This is a genomic window from Mycobacterium simiae (genome assembly GCF_008370645.1).
Classification (GTDB): Bacteria; Actinomycetota; Actinomycetes; order Mycobacteriales; family Mycobacteriaceae; genus Mycobacterium; species Mycobacterium simiae_A.
The window spans coordinates 1-14,185 of the sequence record NZ_VTZN01000142.1 but is presented as its reverse complement, the minus strand read 5'-3'; the positions used below and the strand labels follow the sequence as shown (position 1 = coordinate 14,185).

Annotated in this window: 14 protein-coding genes and 1 pseudogene; 12 read left to right on the top strand and 3 right to left on the bottom strand. The window is 66.8% G+C overall.

Features of this window, described 5'->3' with window-relative positions; genetic code table 11:
- Positions 1–95: 95 nt before the first annotated feature.
- From F0Q45_RS27895 to F0Q45_RS19500, 6 genes are all read left to right on the top strand, one after another.
- Complete coding sequence (locus tag F0Q45_RS27895; protein WP_223163926.1) at positions 96–749, top strand: hypothetical protein; 654 nt, start codon at positions 96–98, stop codon at positions 747–749.
- A 255-nt stretch (positions 750–1,004) separates the two neighbouring features.
- A complete protein-coding gene (gene rplM, locus F0Q45_RS19520; RefSeq protein WP_149655508.1) occupies positions 1,005–1,448 on the top strand; it encodes a 50S ribosomal protein L13 in 444 nt (147 codons plus the stop codon).
- Positions 1,445–1,897 (top strand): 30S ribosomal protein S9, encoded by a 453-nt coding sequence (gene rpsI / locus F0Q45_RS19515; protein ID WP_149655507.1) that lies wholly within the window; start codon positions 1,445–1,447, stop codon positions 1,895–1,897. Before rplM ends, rpsI begins: the two co-directional genes overlap by 4 nt.
- Positions 1,898–2,024: 127 nt before the next feature.
- Positions 2,025–3,362, top strand: coding sequence for a phosphoglucosamine mutase (gene glmM / locus F0Q45_RS19510; protein ID WP_149655506.1), 1,338 nt, complete (start codon positions 2,025–2,027; stop codon positions 3,360–3,362).
- 42 nt (positions 3,363–3,404) lie between these two features.
- Positions 3,405–3,713 carry a hypothetical protein gene (locus F0Q45_RS19505; RefSeq protein WP_149655505.1) on the top strand — a complete coding sequence of 103 codons (309 nt, stop codon included), beginning with the start codon at positions 3,405–3,407 and terminating at the stop codon, positions 3,711–3,713.
- Between the two features lie 2 nt (positions 3,714–3,715).
- Positions 3,716–5,014: a hypothetical protein gene (locus tag F0Q45_RS19500; RefSeq protein ID WP_149655504.1), complete on the top strand. Its 1,299-nt coding sequence runs from the start codon at positions 3,716–3,718 to the stop codon at positions 5,012–5,014.
- A gap of 4 nt (positions 5,015–5,018) precedes the next feature.
- Here F0Q45_RS19500 and F0Q45_RS19495 read toward each other — a convergent pair whose 3' ends face one another.
- The 3 genes from F0Q45_RS19495 to F0Q45_RS19485 all read right to left on the bottom strand — a co-directional run bounded on the left by F0Q45_RS19495 (position 5,019) and on the right by F0Q45_RS19485 (position 7,209).
- Positions 5,019–6,062 (bottom strand): LLM class F420-dependent oxidoreductase, encoded by a 1,044-nt coding sequence (locus F0Q45_RS19495; RefSeq protein WP_149655503.1) that lies wholly within the window; start codon positions 6,060–6,062, stop codon positions 5,019–5,021.
- A 38-nt stretch (positions 6,063–6,100) separates the two neighbouring features.
- Positions 6,101–6,940 (bottom strand): dienelactone hydrolase family protein, encoded by an 840-nt coding sequence (locus tag F0Q45_RS19490; RefSeq protein WP_149655502.1) that lies wholly within the window; start codon positions 6,938–6,940, stop codon positions 6,101–6,103.
- A 68-nt stretch (positions 6,941–7,008) separates the two neighbouring features.
- The gene (locus tag F0Q45_RS19485) at positions 7,009–7,209 is read right to left on the bottom strand and encodes an Rv1535 family protein (RefSeq protein WP_149655501.1); all 201 of its coding nucleotides are present in this window, start codon (positions 7,207–7,209) and stop codon (positions 7,009–7,011) included.
- Between the two features lie 670 nt (positions 7,210–7,879).
- Between F0Q45_RS19485 and glmS the strand changes: the two genes are divergently transcribed.
- The 6 genes and pseudogenes from glmS to F0Q45_RS29460 form a co-directional block, all read left to right on the top strand.
- Positions 7,880–9,748 (top strand): glutamine--fructose-6-phosphate transaminase (isomerizing), encoded by a 1,869-nt coding sequence (glmS, locus tag F0Q45_RS19480; RefSeq protein WP_149655510.1) that lies wholly within the window; start codon positions 7,880–7,882, stop codon positions 9,746–9,748.
- 94 nt (positions 9,749–9,842) lie between these two features.
- Entirely contained in the window at positions 9,843–10,556 is a 714-nt protein-coding gene (locus tag F0Q45_RS19475) for a rhomboid-like protein (RefSeq protein WP_149655500.1), read from the top strand.
- A 12-nt stretch (positions 10,557–10,568) separates the two neighbouring features.
- Positions 10,569–11,993: an NAD(P)H-hydrate dehydratase gene (locus tag F0Q45_RS19470; protein ID WP_149655499.1), complete on the top strand. Its 1,425-nt coding sequence runs from the start codon at positions 10,569–10,571 to the stop codon at positions 11,991–11,993.
- A 33-nt stretch (positions 11,994–12,026) separates the two neighbouring features.
- Positions 12,027–13,409, top strand: a complete 1,383-nt coding sequence (locus tag F0Q45_RS19465) for a glutamate decarboxylase (RefSeq protein ID WP_149655498.1) — start codon at positions 12,027–12,029, stop codon at positions 13,407–13,409.
- A 260-nt stretch (positions 13,410–13,669) separates the two neighbouring features.
- Positions 13,670–13,888, top strand: a pseudogene (locus F0Q45_RS29465) (PE family protein); the annotation flags it as partial.
- A gap of 93 nt (positions 13,889–13,981) precedes the next feature.
- A partial coding sequence (locus tag F0Q45_RS29460) for a PGRS repeat-containing protein (protein ID WP_373425039.1) occupies positions 13,982–14,185 on the top strand: 204 nt, incomplete at its 3' end.

The window sequence follows — 14,185 nt, the reverse complement described above, 5'->3', positions numbered from 1 at the left end:
TGCCGGCGGGGTCGGCGGTGCGGCGCTGAAGGGCGATGGTGGTGTGGTCGGTGTGGCTGGTGCGGGCGGTGCCGGCGGTGCCGGTGGTGATGCAGGTGCGGGCGGTCACGGCGGGAGGGGCGGCGGCGCTCGCGGCTTCCCCGACGCCCAGGGCGGCCTTGGCGGTGTTGGCGGGGGGGGGTGCGCTCGGCGGTGCGGGAGGCAGCGGCGGTGCGGGCGGGCAGAGTTTTGGTAGCGCCAAGGGCGGTGTTGGCGGGGTGGGCGGCCGCGGTGGTAGCGGCGGGCTTGCCGGGGCCGGCGGTGATGGCGGCGGTTCCACGACGTTTCTTGCCGGGGCCGCAGGAGGTGATGGTGGTGTCGGCGGCATCGGCGGCATCGGCGGTACCGGCGGGGCCGGCGGGGCCGCCGTTAGTGGTGTTGGCGGTGCTGGCGGGGCTGGCGGGTCCGGCGGTACCGGTGGCGGCGGGGCTGGCGGGGGCCGCGGCGGCCCGGGCCTTGATGGCATCAGCTTTGGCGGTCGCGGTGGTGACGGTAGCGCGGGGGGCACCGGCGGCGACGGCGGCGACGGCGGCGACGGCGGCGGCCCTGGCGGTACGGGCGGTAGCGGCGGCGACGCCGGCAGCGGAGGAGTTGGTGCATCTGGTGGCCCCGGTGGTGTCAACACGAACGGTCTCAACCCCGGCCCCGCTGGCACCTCGGGTGGTCCGGGCGCTGCCGGTCAACCCGGAAATGCTGGCAACAACGGTTAACGCCGCCAGCCGACGCTACGACCCGCATTCGGGGTGCGCGCCAGGTCGGTACCCCGACTGCGGCGCGAGTGTGCGCAGCGTTTACCTGCCAGATTTTTTGACCTGCGGGGATGCCCGTCGGTAGGCTGCTCCGTTGGCGTGCGGTACGCCGGGGCCTCGGGTCAATGTCGGTCGCCGAGAAAAACCTCACCGTCTACGCCTGACCGGCGCCCGGCTTGCACCGGGATCCACCCGAGAGAGAAGAAGGTAAGCGCTGTGCCTACATACGCGCCCAAGGCGGGTGACACCACGAGGTCGTGGTACGTCATCGACGCCACGGACGTGGTGCTTGGCCGCCTTGCCGTGGCAGCGGCCAACCTGCTGCGCGGCAAGCACAAGCCGACGTTCGCGCCCAATGTCGACGGCGGTGACTTCGTCATCGTCGTCAACGCCGACAAGGTCGCCCTCACCGGCGACAAACTCCGTCACAAGATGGCTTACCGCCACTCGGGATATCCCGGCGGTCTGCGCAAGCGCGCCATCGGCGAACTGCTGCAAAAGCACCCCGACCGGGTGGTCGAGAAGGCGATCGTCGGAATGCTGCCCAAGAACAAGCTCAGCCGCCAAATCCAGCGCAAGTTGCGGGTCTACGCCGGCCCGGAGCATCCCCACGCCGCTCAGCAGCCGGTTCCCTTCGAGATCAAGCAGGTGGCGCAGTGACCGAAACCAGCGAAATTGCCGCGCTCGAAACTCCGCCAGCCCACGGCGAAGCGTTCGTGTTCGATCGCCCCATCCAGACCGTCGGCCGCCGCAAGGAAGCCGTGGTTCGGGTGCGACTGGTGCCCGGCACCGGCAAGTTCGACCTCAACGGCCGCACTCTGGAGCACTACTTCCCGAACAAGGTGCACCAACAGCTCATCAAGGCGCCTCTGGTCACAGTCGACCGGGTGGAAAGCTACGACATATTCGCCCACCTCAACGGTGGCGGTCCGTCGGGCCAGGCCGGGGCCCTGCGCCTGGGTATCGCCCGAGCGCTCATTCTGGCCAACCCAGCGGATCGCCCCCCGCTGAAAAAGGCCGGCTTCCTCACCCGGGACCCGCGCGCTACCGAGCGCAAGAAGTACGGGCTGAAGAAGGCCCGCAAGGCGCCTCAGTACAGCAAGCGCTGATCAGCAATCACTTTCTGGCCGCGAGCGTGCATCTGCGCGTATCCGCCGGCGTGTCGCGGCGTAATTCCGCGGCGCGCGGCCAAAAGTGGGTATGTGCATGGCCGTCAACTGTGAGAGGTTTGTCCGCATGGGTCGACTATTTGGCACCGACGGAGTGCGCGGGGTCGCCAATCGCGAGCTGACCGCTGAGCTGGCCCTGGCCCTGGGCGCCGCTGCGGCCCGGTACTTGGCGAGTTCGGGCGGTCCGGGCCGGCGGGTCGCCGTGATCGGTCGTGACCCGCGAGCCAGCGGTGAAATGCTGGAAGCTGCCGTGATCGCCGGGCTGACCAGCCAAGGTGTCGACGCGCTGCGGGTCGGGGTGCTCCCCACACCCGCGGTGGCGTACCTGACCGGCGCCTATGACGCCGACTTCGGCGTGATGATCTCGGCGTCGCACAATCCGATGCCCGACAACGGCATCAAGATCTTCAGTGCCGGCGGGCACAAATTAGACGACGACACCGAGGATCAACTCGAGGAACTGGTCGCCGCCGGTCCCGGGCTGCGTCCCGTGGGTGCCGGCATCGGTCGAGTCATCGACGCCGAGGATGCGGCGGATCGCTATCTGCGTCAGGTGAGCAAGGCCAGCACCAGCCGGCTTGACGGCCTGACTGTGGTTGTCGATTGCGCCCACGGCGCGGCCTCAATGGTGGCGCCGCGGGCCTATCGCGCTGCCGGCGCCCGAGTCATCGCGATCAACGCCGACCCCGACGGACTCAACATCAACGACGGCTGTGGCTCCACGCACCTGCATTCCTTGCGGGCGGCCGTCACTGCCCACCGGGCCGACCTGGGCCTAGCGCACGATGGAGATGCCGACCGCTGCCTGGCCGTTGACGCCAACGGTGACTTGGTCGGCGGCGACGCCATCATGGTGGTACTCGCATTGGCCATGCAAGAAGCGGGCGAGCTGACCGCCAACACGTTGGTGACCACGGTGATGAGCAACCTTGGGTTGCACCTGGCCATGCGCGCGGCCGGTGTTACCGTGCACACCACCGCCGTCGGTGACCGCTACGTGCTCGAGGAGCTGCGCGCCGGTGACTACAGCCTCGGCGGTGAGCAGTCCGGTCACATCGTGCTGCCCGGGCTGGGATCGACTGGCGACGGGATCGTCACCGGGTTGCGACTAATGACCCGCATGGTGCAGACCGGCGCCTCACTTGCCGCCCTGGCGTCGGCGATGCAGACGCTGCCACAGGTGCTGATCAACGTCGAAGTCGACGACAAGGCCACCGCCGCCGCCGCGCCGTCGGTCCAGACGGCGGTCGACGAGGCTGCAGCCGAGCTGGGTGATACTGGTCGAATTCTGTTGCGTCCCTCCGGAACTGAGCCGGTTATCCGTGTCATGGTGGAAGCAGCCGACGAGCACGTTGCGCAGCGGCTGGCTACCAGTGTCGCCGCTGCGGTCAGCGCAGCGCACTGAAGTTTTCGGAACCCCGACGCCGCATCCGGCGTCGAACTAAGCATGAGACTCAATCAGGCCGGAAGCGGAATTGACGTGGCGGCGGTTGTCGCGGTCGCCGACCGGATTGGCGCCGCGGCTCAACTCATCGACGATGCGGCGGCAAACCTCTTGGCGCGGTTGGCTTTCGGCGGCGCTGGTGCGGGCCAAGCGCACGCGCAGCGGGGTCAGGCGCTGCGCTGTGAGCTGGATCGGTTGGCGGCCGAACTGTCGCAATGGTCGCGGGCGGCGGTCGAGATCGCCCAAGCGCTACGCGCCGGCGCCGATCGCTATGCCGAGGCCGATCGATTCGCCGCGGCGCGGATCGCTTGACCGTGGCCAACCGGTTGGACGTCGCCGGACGCCTCGCCGAAGGTCGGCTCGCAGTCGAACGGACACGCAGTTATGTGCATGCTTGCCAGCAGGTCGGCTACCACCACCCAGACTTGACGTTGCGCCCCGGGCAGCTAAGCGACTGGTACGACGGCGAAGAAGGCCTAGACCTGCACGCGCTGGACAGCGACTGCGCACTACTGCGGGCTGCCGGTACCGCGGTTGCCGAGGCGCTGGGGAGCCAGCGCGTCCAGGTCACCCAGCTCGCTGCCGCATGGACGGGACCAGGAGCTGAGGCGGCAGTTGGCTTCCTGCAGCGACATTGTGACGCGGCAAACGAGCTGGTCACCGAGGTCCGGGCGGCCGCGCAGCGGTGCGAATCTCTGCGCGACAACCTATGGCAGCTGGTCGACTCAAAGGTGGAGTCGGCGATCGCCATCGACAATCGCACACTTGCGCAGCGGCCGGCGTGGTTAACCGCCGCCGAAACCGTCAAGAACGGCATGGGCGACCGGCCCGCGGCTGAACAGGTGCTGCGTGACCAGGTAACGCCGTACGTGGACAATGATATTCGCATCGACTGGCTCACGGCGATGCGTTCGACGCGGGCTGGGGTGGCGGCGTCCTACGACCTGGCCACCGACCGGCTGGCCGGCACACCGCAGACCCACTTCGAGGTTCCGGGGGATCTTGGCCCGCGCTGTTGCTCTGTCGCCCGGGAAGTGCCGAACGCACCGCAGGCGACAGCTGCCGCCGCACCCGCCGCTAGTGTGCCTGATGCAATGCCGCCGGGACCGGCACCGGCGGCGTCGGTCGGAGCGCCGGTGACTCCGGCCGCTTTGATACCGCCGCCGACGCCTTCCGACCTAGGAGTTGGATCCGGTGCTGGGGGGCTCGGCGGGCTGGGTGGTCTGGCCAACCGAATCGTCGATGCCATGGTCGACCTGCTTGGGGCCGCGGGCGACGGGCTCTCCGATCCGGTGCGGCCCGAGGATTCCCTCGAACCCGAAGGTCCCGTCGATGCAGACCTGGGCGAAGCGCACGACGACGGCCCGCCCCAGGCTGAACCCGTCGAAGACATGACGGTGGCAGATCCGGGCGACCAACCGCAGCCAAGCGAAGCGGGCGAGCGCGCCGCCGCGGCGATACCACCGGTTGCGCCGCAGCAACCGGCGGGCGCCGCACCGCCGTCACCGGCTGGCGGTCCGCCGGCTGTCGGGCCGCTGCCAGCGCCGGCGCCGACAAGGGCGTCGACACCCTGTGAGATCGCCGCAGACCAGCTTCCCAAAGCGGGGCAGTAGTGGATCAGGACGGCCGCAGTTGCAGTAGCTGCTCGATATAGCGCACCGCTTCACCGGAAACCGCGGTCACCGGTCTGACCAACAGCGTGGTCACACCGGCATCAGCGAAGGCGGCCAATCGTTCGGCGATAAACCCCCGCGGTCCGATCAGCGAGATCCCCCGCGCCAACTCGTCAGGGACCGCGTCGATTGCCTCCTGTCTGCGGCCGGCCAGGTAGAGCTGCTGAATCCGGTCGGCGACGTCGCCGAATCCGTAGCGAGTCGCCACTTTGTGGTAGAAGTTTCGGCCTTTGGCGCCCATTCCGCCGATGTAGAGGGCCAGTTGCGGTTTCGTCCACCCCAGCCGGTCATCGACATCCGCCCCGATCGCCAGCGCGGTACCGACCATCACGTCCAGCGGGCCCATGGTCGGGTCACGTTTCGCGGAGCCGGCAGCCAGTGCTTGCCCCCACACCAATCCGGCCTGCTCCGGATAGAACAAGACCGGCACCCAGCCCTCGGCGATCTCCGCGGTCAGTTCGACATTCTTTGGCCCCAGGGCCGCAATCGATATCGGAATACGTTCGCGTACAGGATGATTGATGAGCCGCAGCGCATTGCCTAAGCCCGTTCCGCGGTCCGCTGGCAGCGGAATCTGGTAGTGCTTGCCCTCGTAGTGCAGCCGCTCCCGGCGCCACACCTGCCGGCAGATCTCCACGACTTCACGGGTGCGCCCTATCGGGGCGTCGAATTCGACGCCGTGAAAGCCTTCGATCACTTGCGGCCCGGAGGTACCGATTCCCAGGTGGAAGCGGCCGCCGGAAACGAAATCCAGGCCCGCAGCGGTCATCGCCAGCAGTGTTGGGGTGCGGATGTAGATGGGAAGCACCCCGGAGGCCAGTTCGACCCGCGAAGTCCTGGCCGCCAAGTACCCCAACTGGCTGACGGCGTCGAAGGAATACGCCTCAGCCACCACGACAATGTCGATGCCGCATTTCTCGAGTTCGACGACACGGTCGACGGCCTCATGAAAGCCGCCCGGGTAGTCCATGGCAATGCCGATCCGCATTATCGACAGTTAGCACGGGCAGCTGCGTCAAGTCACCGTCACTTCAGTAGCGCAACGATCTTTTCTTCCGGGGAAACCGGTGGAGCCTCAGAATCCACGGCATCCGTCTTCGGCAGCTGCACGTCGGGATCGGCGAACTCGCGATAGGTCTTGTCACCAGCGAGCGTGTACAGCAGGTAGCCGGTCAGCAGCGCCCGAACCGAACGTTGGGTCTTGCGGTCTGCGCCCGACAACCCGACCACCTGCGTGAGTCGCCTACCTTCGACCAGGCCACCCGCTTTGGCCTTGCTGACGATGCGCAGCGTGGCCGTGTCCCAAACGCGGGACAGCTCGAGAGCATTGGAAGTCAGCGTCTTGGGATCTCCGGGCGCGCTGATGATCAAGCCCGGAACACTTAGGGCCGCGGCCGGCTGCTCAGCCGGAGGCGCCGTCACGGTCGGGAAAATCGCGGCCACGGCGGATGGCTTGTCGGGCATGCCGGCCGCCGCGAACACGGCGGCCGAGCCGCCGAAACCGTGCCCGACCAGTCCCAGTTTGGCGGGGTGCACGCTGATATTGCCCGGTCCCAGCCGCACGCCCGCGACGATGTCGAGTGCAACACCCATATCGAAGGCCAGGTTCAGCACCGAGGGCGCAAGTCCCCGTTGGGTGTCGGGTGCCCCGGCCACAATGCCCCAGGAGGCCAGGTGCTCCAGCAGGCCCGTATAGCGGGTGGCACTGGTCAGCCAGTCGTGGCCAAAGGCGATGCCAGCCAGATTGAGTCCGGCTTCGGGGGTGTACAGCACCCCGGGCAGCCCGGCAAAGGCCAGGTCACCGCGTAGAACGCGGTGCGGACCACGGCGGCTGAGGGCGGCGAAGAGCTTGCTGGTGCGGGCCACGCGTCGACGTTAGCGGTGACTCGGGCGACGGGTCCAGTTCGTTCGCTGGCTGAGACAGCAAGCCGCCGCTAAGCCGTGACCTCGATCACTCCGACCCGCCAGAGCAGCGCGTAGACATGGCGCAGCGGAATACTGAGCAAGCGAGCGGTCGTATCCACGATGGGGTCGCTCGGGGCCGGAAAGGCAGGGAGATGATCGGGATTCGAGATCCGTCTTTTGCAGGGCGCGGTTAGGGCCGAACTATCACTTTCGTACAGCACGGCAGTCATGATTTTCTCCTCGAAAGATCTCGACCGGGCGGGCCAAGGTCCCCTCTTAGAATGGGCCGCTGCCCGGCACTTAAAACGAATACTTGTTGATATCGATCTTGCGGCTATACAAATTATTTGTGTTGCCGTATACATGGTATAAATCAATCTATGAGCAGGTCATATGAAGATGACGGATCAGATCCGCCACTTGCTGCTCAACTCCCGATTGGCCATACGTTACTGGGCCGTGATCAGGCGTTCGTGAACACCGTTGTCCTCTCCGCTGGCGCCAGTTCCTAACACCGGCGTATACCGATAGTCGGGCAAGGTCGCTAATGGCTATTCGTATCTGATCGTCGGTGGTCGCCAGCTTTAGTCGGTATTGCTGAGTGTACGACTTAGATGGATTTATCTTTATGAAGCGACGGGAAACGTCAGAAATACATCGGGTAACAAAACGCCCACTGTCTAGGAAATCGATATGAATTGAATGAATCGGGCTCACTATTGCTGCACCCTGTGGTCTGCTGGATCAGAATGCGCGCTTTGTCGTCCGCGAGCCGGCCACAGATTGCGCGAAGCGCGCGGTCTCGCGACGGCTGGCCGCTACCAGGAGGCGGTGGTGTGTGGCCGTCCTGACCTGCTGGCTGAGGTCGCCCTAGTCGCGGCTGCACTACCCTGGTCTGCTATGTGCGGAATTGTCGGCTACGTAGGGCAGCGTCCTGCCTGCGAGGTCGTCCTGGACGCGCTGCGCCGGATGGAGTATCGCGGCTACGACTCTTCGGGTCTTGCGCTGGTCGATGGTCAGGGCAAGCTCACCGTGCGTCGGCGGGCCGGCCGGCTGGCCAACCTGGAAGCTGCGGTGACCGAGATGGCACCGTCGGAGCTGGCCGGCACCACCGGCTTGGGTCATACCCGCTGGGCCACCCACGGTCGTCCCACCGACCGCAACGCGCACCCGCACCGCGACGTCGCAGGCAGAATCGCCGTCGTCCACAACGGCATCATCGAAAACTTCGCCACGCTGCGCCAGGAGCTGGAGGCGGCCGGCGTGGAGTTTTCCAGTGATACCGACACCGAAGTTGCGGTGCACCTGGTGGCGCAGGCCTACCGTCACGGCGAAACAGCCGGTGATTTTTTCGCTTCGGTGCTCGCCGTGCTGCGCCGGCTGGAGGGCCACTTCACCGTCGTGTTCGCCAACGCCGACGATCCCGGCACCATCGTTGCCGCCCGCCGCTCTACACCGCTGGTGCTCGGTCTCGGCGACGGCGAGATGTTCGTCGGATCCGACGTGGCCGCATTCATCGAGCACACGCGACACGCGGTCGAACTCGGCCAAGACCAGGCCGTGGCGATCACCGCAGACGGCTACCGGATCACCGACTTCCACGGCAACCCAGATGACGCCAGTGCCCGGCGTTTTCATATCGACTGGGACCTGGCCGCCGCCGAAAAGGGTGGCTACCAGTACTTCATGCTCAAAGAGATTGCCGAACAACCTACCGCGGTCGCCGACACGCTGCTAGGCCACTTCGTGGGCAACAAGATCGTGCTCGACGAACAACGCCTCAGTGACCAGGAACTGCGCGAAGTCGACAAGGTCTTCGTGGTCGCTTGCGGTACCGCGTACCACTCCGGGCTGCTAGCCAAATACGCGATCGAGCACTGGACCCGGCTGCCCGTTGAGGTGGAGCTGGCCAGCGAATTCCGGTACCGCGACCCGGTTTTGGACCGCAGCACCCTGGTGGTGGCCATCTCCCAGTCCGGGGAAACCGCGGACACGTTGGAAGCCGTTCGCCACGCCAAGGAGCAGAAGGCCAAGGTGTTGGCCATCTGCAACACCAATGGCTCCCAAATTCCGCGCGAATGCGACGCGGTGCTGTACACCCGCGCCGGCCCGGAGATCGGCGTGGCCTCCACGAAGACCTTCCTGGCGCAGATAACCGCCAACTACCTGCTCGGTCTGGCCTTGGCGCAGGCGCGCGGCACCAAGTACCCCGACGAGGTCGAACGCGAGTACCGCGAGCTGGAAGCGATGCCCGACCTGGTGCACCGGGTCATTTCGGCAATCAAGCCGGTGGCCGACCTCGCCAACCAGTTTGCGCAGTCATCGACCGTGCTGTTTTTGGGTCGCCATGTCGGCTACCCGGTGGCGCTGGAAGGTGCGCTCAAACTCAAAGAACTGGCCTACATGCACGCCGAGGGCTTCGCCGCCGGTGAGCTCAAGCACGGCCCGATCGCCCTGATCGAAGACGACCTGCCGGTGATCGTCATCATGCCCTCGCCCAAGGGCGCGGCCACGCTACACGCCAAATTGCTGTCCAACATCCGCGAAATCCAGACCCGCGGCGCGGTGACCATCGTCATCGCCGAGGAGGGTGACGAAACTGTGCGCCCCTATGCCGATCACTTGATCGAAATCCCGGCGGTATCAACACTTTTGCAGCCGTTGCTGTCCACGATCCCGCTGCAGGTGTTCGCCGCTTCGGTAGCCCAGGCCCGGGGTTACGACGTCGACAAGCCGCGCAATCTCGCCAAGTCCGTCACCGTGGAGTAGTGGTCGCACTGTGGGTAGTCGTCGTGGTGGTGACCTCGATGATGCCGTTGGCCGCTGCTGTACGGCGCGACGGTGCGCATGCGAAAGTTAGGCTGTGACGAAAGCTTCGGTGCGGTCGAGGCTGCAGAGCTGGGCATTGGTGGTGTGGCATTTCGTCAGCAACGCGCCGTTGACGTACACCTGGCTGGTGGTGTTGGCGATCACCACCATCATCCAAAACCAGCTCACCGGGCGGCAGTTGCACACCGTGCTGCTGCACCGATCCACCAACATCAGCCACCTGGGCCGGGACCCGCTGGAAGTGTTGTTCTCCAGCCTGTTGTGGATCGACGGCCGCAACCTGGAACCATACCTGCTGCTCTTCACCCTGTTTCTGGCGCCCGCCGAGCACTGGCTAGGCCAATTGCGTTGGCTCACTGTGGGATTGGCCGCACACATCGGCGCCACGTATTTCAGCGAAGGCATGCTGTATTTTGCGATCCAGACGCGTGACGCGGCCGAACGGATGGTGCACTCCCGCGACATCGGGGTCAGCTACTTCCTGGTCGGAGTGATGGCGGTGCTGACCTATCACATCGCCAAGCCGTGGCGGTGGGGATATCTGGGGGCGCTGCTGGTCATCTTCGGTTTCCCGCTGATCACGATGGACAAGACCGAACTGAACTTCACCGCAATCGGTCACTTCACGGCGATATTGATCGGCCTGGCGTTCTACTCGATGGCCCGCGAACGCAAAAGCCCGATGTGGAACCCGGCGCGCCTCAAGGCGATCTTCCGCTGGCCACGCTCGCCGGAGGTATCCGCGTGAGAGGGACCTAGGATGCGGCGCTACTACACCGCAGACGCGATCCGCGAAGCCGAGGCACCGCTGTTGGCCAGCTTGCCCGACGGAGCCTTGATGAGGCGGGCGGCCTTTGGGCTGGCCACCGAAATCCTGCGCGAGCTGAGACTTCGCACCGGCGGTGTGGCCGGGCGCCGGGTGTGTGCGGTCGTCGGATCCGGCGACAACGGTGGTGACGCGTTGTGGGCGGCAACGTTCACGCGGCGCCGCGGCGCGGCCGCCGACGCGGTGCTGCTCAACCCCGACCACACCCACCGCAAGGCGCTGGCGGCGTTCACCAAGGCCGGCGGTCGTGTCGTGCAAGCTGTTTCGGCAACAACCGATCTCGTCATCGACGGGGTGGTGGGCATCTCTGGGTCCGGGCCGCTGCGGCCGGCTGCCGCCGAGGTGTTCGCCGCAGTAGCTGCCGCCGGAATCCCGGTCGTCGCCGTGGACATTCCCAGCGGCATCGACGTGGCGAGCGGGGCGATCACCGGCCCCGCGGTGCGTGCGGCGCTGACCGTCACCTTTGGCGCGCTCAAACCCGTGCACGCGCTGGCCGACTGCGGCCGCGTCGTTCTCATCGATATCGGGCTGAATCTGCCCGACAGCGATCTGCGCGGTTTCGCGGCGGCCGACGTACTTGCGTGCTGGCCGGTACCCGGCCCGAACGACGACAAATACACCCAGGGCGTCACCGGTGTGCTGGCCGGCTCGGCGACGTATCCGGGTGCGGCGGTGTTGTGTACGGGGGCGGCGGTCGCGGCCACCTCCGGCATGGTGCGCTACGCCGGCAGTGCCCGCGCCGAGGTGTTGTCGCACTGGCCGGAAGTCATCGCGTCACCCACCCCGGCGGCGGCCGGTCGGGTGCAGGCCTGGGTTGTCGGGCCGGGACTGGGCACCTCGGACGAGGAGGCAGCCGGGGCCTTATGGTTCGCGCTGGACACCGACCTGCCGGTGCTAGTCGACGCCGACGGGCTAACCCTGCTGGCGGCGCACCCCGAGCTGGTGGTCAACCGGACGGCGCCGACGGTGTTGACACCGCACGCCGGTGAGTTCGCCCGGCTGGCCGGGTCGCCGCCGGGTCACGACCGGGTGAGTGCGTGCCGCAAGTTAGCTGACGAGTTCGGCGCCACGGTGCTGCTCAAAGGCAATGTCACCGTCATCGCCGACCCGGGCGGTCCGATCTACCTGAGTCCGGCCGGGCAGGCGTGGGCGGCCACCGCCGGATCCGGCGATGTGCTGTCGGGGATGATCGGTGCGCTGCTGGCCTCTGGGCTCGCACCCGCCGCGGCGGCCGCGGCGGCGGCCTTTGTGCATTCCCGGGCGGCGGCGTTGTCGGCCGCTGATCCCGGCCCCGGTGACGCGCCGACGTCGGCGTCACGCATCCTGCACCACATCCGGGCGGCCCTGGCCGCGCTCTAGCCCGTAGTTCCGTCTAGCGACGAAAGGATCTCCGTGTCCAGAAGCCAACCCTCCTCGGCCACCCACTCGATCACTCCGGCCTACACCGGTCGCCTGTTCACCGCGCCGGTGCCGGCGTTGCGGATGCCTGACGAGTCGATGGATCCCGAGGCCGCCTACCGCTTCATCCACGACGAGCTGATGCTCGACGGCAGTTCGCGGCTGAACCTGGCCACCTTCGTCACCACCTGGATGGACCCCGAGGCCGGCAAGTTGATGGCCGAGACGTTCGACAAGAACATGATCGACAAGGACGAATACCCCGCGACCGCGGCCATAGAGCAGCGCTGCGTGTGCATGGTGGCCGATCTGTTCCACGCCGAAGGCTTGCGCGACGACGACCCCAGCACCGCCATCGGGGTGTCCACCATCGGCTCCAGCGAGGCGGTGATGCTGGGCGGTCTGGCCATGAAATGGCGCTGGCGCGCCAAGAACAAGGACTGGCAGGGCCGCACCCCCAACCTGGTGATGGGCTCCAACGTCCAGGTGGTGTGGGAGAAGTTCTGCCGCTACTTCGACGTCGAACCCCGCTACCTGCCGATGGAGAAGGGCCGCTACGTCATCACGCCCGAGCAGGTCGTCGATGCCGTCGACGAGGACACCATCGGCGTGGTGGCGATCCTGGGCACCACCTACACCGGCGAACTCGAGCCCGTCGCGCAGATCTGCGCCGCCCTGGACAAGCTCGCGTCCGGCGGTGGCGTGGACGTCCCGGTGCATGTCGACGCCGCCAGCGGGGGCTTCGTGGTGCCGTTCCTGCACCCGGACCTGGTGTGGGACTTCCGGCTGCCGCGGGTGGTGTCGATCAACGTCAGCGGCCACAAGTACGGCCTCACCTATCCCGGCATCGGTTTCGTGGTGTGGCGCAGCCCCGACTACTTGCCGGAGGATCTGGTCTTTCGGGTCAATTACCTGGGCGGCGACATGCCGACCTTCACGCTGAACTTCTCCCGGCCCGGCAACCAGGTGGTCGGCCAGTACTACAACTTCCTGCGATTGGGGCGCGAAGGCTATACCCAGATCATGCAGTCGCTGTCCTCGACCGCGCGGTGGCTGGGAGAGCAGCTGCGCACCGCAGAACATTGCGAGGTGATCTCGGACGGATCGGCGATCCCGGTAGTCGCCTTCCGGCTGGCCGGTGATCGCGGCTACACCGAATTCGACCTTTCCCACGAGCTGCGGGGATACGGTTGGCAGGTGCCGGCTTACACCATGCCCGATAACGCCACCGACGTGTCGGTGCTGCGCATCGTGGTGCGCGAAGGGCTCTCCGCTGACCTGGCACGGGCTCTGCACGACGACATCGCCACCGCGGCCCGCGGGCTGGACAAGCTCAAGCCTGGTGGGCACTACGTGGCACAGCACTTCGCGCACTGAGCCCTGGCTGAGGATGCGCGTTGCGTGGTGCGGGGCGGCGTCAGTCCGGCGCCAAGGTGCGCGACCGGGGTGCCGGCAGGTAAAGAAAGTGCCCCGCCTGGTCCTTGGTTCGGGCACCCGGCAGCCGGGGCTCAGGGCAATATCGTCGTCGACGTAAATTATGTAGCGCAAAGCCACACAATCTGAGGACGTCGCTGGCATGCTCGTTGCCATCCACATGGTTCCGACGCCCGTGTCGGTCGTAGGGGGAGGCGGCGACGATGTCCTTCGTAGTAGTAGCTCCGGGGACGCTGGCAGCTGCCGCGGCCGATGTGGCGCGTATTGGCTCGGCACTGAGCGCGGCTACCGCGGCGGCCGCGGCCCCGACGTCCACGGTCATCGCTGCTGCCGGTGACGAGGTGTCCGCGGCCATCGCCTCGCTGTTTTCCAGTCATGCGCAGGAGTTTCAGGCGCTCAGCGCGCGGGCTGCGGCGTTCCATGCCGCATTCGAACAGGCTTTGACTGGGGCGGGCAGTTCCTATCTGCTCGCCGAGGCGGCCAGCGTCGCGCCGCTGCAGAACCTGGTAAAAGACGTGCTCGCGGTTGTCAATGCACCCACCAACGTGTTGTTGGGCCGTCCGCTGATCGGCGACGGCGCCAGTGGAGCGCCGGGAACCGGGGCTGCCGGTGGAGCCGGCGGCATCCTGTGGGGCAATGGCGGCGCCGGCGGCTCGGGCGCCCCGGGACTAGCTGGCGGCGCTGGCGGTGCCGCCGGGTTGATCGGTAACGGGGGTGCC

Excerpts from the sequence above, each read along its gene's own strand:
- F0Q45_RS19505 (WP_149655505.1), top strand. The coding sequence starts at position 3,405 with ATGAGACTCAATCAGGCCGGAAGCGGAATTGACGTGGCGGCGGTTGTC.
- F0Q45_RS19470 (WP_149655499.1), top strand. The coding sequence starts at position 10,569 with ATGCGGCGCTACTACACCGCAGACGCGATCCGCGAAGCCGAGGCACCG.
- F0Q45_RS19495 (WP_149655503.1), bottom strand. The coding sequence starts at position 6,062 with ATGCGGATCGGCATTGCCATGGACTACCCGGGCGGCTTTCATGAGGCC.
- F0Q45_RS19485 (WP_149655501.1), bottom strand. The coding sequence starts at position 7,209 with ATGACTGCCGTGCTGTACGAAAGTGATAGTTCGGCCCTAACCGCGCCC.
- glmM (WP_149655506.1), top strand. The coding sequence starts at position 2,025 with ATGGGTCGACTATTTGGCACCGACGGAGTGCGCGGGGTCGCCAATCGC.
- glmS (WP_149655510.1), top strand. The coding sequence starts at position 7,880 with ATGTGCGGAATTGTCGGCTACGTAGGGCAGCGTCCTGCCTGCGAGGTC.